This window comes from Mycobacterium sp. (assembly GCF_035314665.1).
Lineage (GTDB): Bacteria > Actinomycetota > Actinomycetes > Mycobacteriales > Mycobacteriaceae > Mycobacterium.
The window spans coordinates 1-2,361 of record NZ_DATFZD010000397.1; the positions used below are offsets into that span (position 1 = coordinate 1).

The 2,361-nt window shown below is 66.1% G+C and carries 2 protein-coding genes; one reads left to right on the forward strand and one right to left on the reverse strand.

Annotated features, from left to right (window positions below):
- Positions 1–61: 61 nt before the first annotated feature.
- The gene (gene uvrC / locus VKI00_RS28340) at positions 62–2,041 is read right to left on the reverse strand and encodes an excinuclease ABC subunit UvrC (RefSeq protein WP_324444136.1); all 1,980 of its coding nucleotides are present in this window, start codon (positions 2,039–2,041) and stop codon (positions 62–64) included.
- Between the two features lie 131 nt (positions 2,042–2,172).
- Here uvrC and VKI00_RS28345 point away from each other — a divergent pair.
- Positions 2,173–2,361, forward strand: a 189-nt coding sequence (locus VKI00_RS28345; RefSeq protein ID WP_324444138.1) for a zinc ribbon domain-containing protein, incomplete at its 3' end; no start/stop codon positions are given.

Genomic DNA, 2,361 nt, shown 5'->3' on the forward strand with positions numbered 1-2,361 from the left:
CCCCCGGGCACGGTGTTGCCCACCGACCCGGCCTGATCTACCCCGTCCATGCCCTGTCCCGTCATCCCGATGCCCGCTCGGCGACCGTCTCCTCGGCCGACCCGTTCGATCCGGTGGCGGCACCTCGCAGCGCGTCGAGCACCGCGGTCGCCGTCGCCACCCCGATGCCGGGAACAGAGGTGATCTCGTCGACCGTGGCCTCCCTAAGGCGGGCCAGCGACCCGAAATGGGCCACCAGCGCCTTGCGACGATGCTCGCCCAAGCCAGGCACCGCATCCAACGCTGAGGACGTCATCCGCTTGGACCGCTTGCTGCGGTGGTAGTTGATGGCAAAGCGGTGCGCCTCGTCGCGCACTCGCTGCAGCAGGTACAGACCCTCGCTGTTGCGCGGCAAGATGATCGGGTCGGGCTCGGCGGGCACCCACACCTCCTCCAGACGCTTGGCCAGGCCGATCACCGCAACGTCAGTGATGCCCAATTCGTCGAGGACGGCGCTGGCGGCGTTGACCTGCGGAGCGCCGCCGTCGACGACATACAGGTTGGGCGGATAGGCGAACCGACGCGACTTCCCCTCGGGCGACAAGACTTTCGGATCCTCTTGGTCTTGCAGGTGCCGCATGAACCGGCGCCGAGTCACCTCGGCGATCGACGCTATGTCGTCGGAGCGACCGTGGCCCGCGGCTTCCCGGATCGCGAAGTGGCGGTAGTCGGACTTGCGCGGCAGCCCGTCCTCGAACACCACCAGCGAGCCCACCACGTCGGTGCCCTGGACGTGGCTGATGTCCACACATTCGATCCGTAACGGCGCGTCGGCCAGGCCCAGCGCCTCCTGAATATTCTGCAGTGCAGCAGATCTGGCGGTGAAGTCGCCGGCCCGCTTGAGTTTGTGCTGCTGCAGCGCCTCTTTGGCATTGCGCTGCACGGTTTCGGCCAGTGCCTTCTTGTCGCCGCGGCGCGGTACCCGCAGTGTTACCCGCGAACCGCGCAGACCAGACAGCCAGGTGGTCAACTCGTCGGCGTTGGGTGGTAGGCAGGGCACCAGGACTTCACGCGGCACTGGGTTGGCGGACTCGTCGGCGGCGCCGTCGAGTTCGGCCTGATCGCCATAGAACTGAGTCAAGAACTGCTCGACCAACTGCGCCTCGTCGGAATCGCCGGGATCACCGGGTTTTTCGACGATCCAGCCACGCTGGCCGCGAACCCGCCCGCCGCGGACATGGAACACCTGGACGGCCGCTTCCAGTTCGTCGTCGGCGAATGCCACCACATCGGCATCGGTGCCGTCGCCGAGCACCACGGCCTGCTTCTCCAGGGCCCGCTTCAACGCCGAGAGATCATCACGCAGCCGCGCCGCTCGCTCGAAATCGAGCTGCTCGGCCGCAGCATTCATCTGCTGCTCCAGGTTGCGGGCATACCGGTCCGTCTTGCCGGACAGAAAGTCGCAGAAGTCAAGCACGATCTGGCGATGCTGCTCGGCGCTGACCCTCCCGATGCACGGCGCCGAGCACTTGTCGATGTAGCCAAGCAGGCATGGCCGGTCGATTTGGTTGTGCCGCTTAAATACTCCCGCCGAACAGGTGCGCGCAGGAAAGACGCGGGTGAGCAGATCTAACGTCTCACGAATGGCCCAAGCGTGCGAATACGGCCCGAAGTAGCGCACACCTTTTCGGCGCGGGCCGCGATAGACCATCAACCGCGGGAATTCCTCGTTGAGGGTGACCGCCAGCACCGGGTAGGACTTGTCGTCGCGGTAGCGGACGTTGAACCGCGGGTCGAACTCCTTGATCCAGTTGTATTCCAACTGAAGCGCCTCGACCTCGGTATTGACCACCGTCCACTCGACCTTGGCGGCGGTGGTCACCATCTGCCGAGTCCGCGGGTGCAGGCTCGCGACGTCAGCGAAGTAGGAGGTCAGCCGGCTGCGCAGGCTCTTGGCCTTGCCGACGTAGATCACCCGTCCGTGCTGGTCCCGGAATCGGTAGACGCCGGGCTCGACCGGGATGGACCCGGGCGCGGGGCGGTAAGTCGCGGGGTCAGGCACGTTTGTAAGGCTAGTCCGGCGAACCGACGCCGCGAGTGTGAAGGTAGCTTGCCGTTTTTCCCGTCACAAGCTGGCGAACGCCTACTCTAGGCAGTTGGGGTAGCAGGGGCCCGTAGATCGGTGGTACTCGGATGACGGCGGGCGTGGCGTGCGGCTCATGCGGCACCCGCCTGCGGAATAACGCCAGGTTCTGTGACGCGTGCGGTGCCCCGACTGCGCCGTCTGGTGACACCGCGGAGTACAAGCAGGTGACGGTGCTGTTCGCCGATGTGGTGCGCTCGATGGACATCGCGGCCGCCGTGGACATCGAGCGGTTGCGC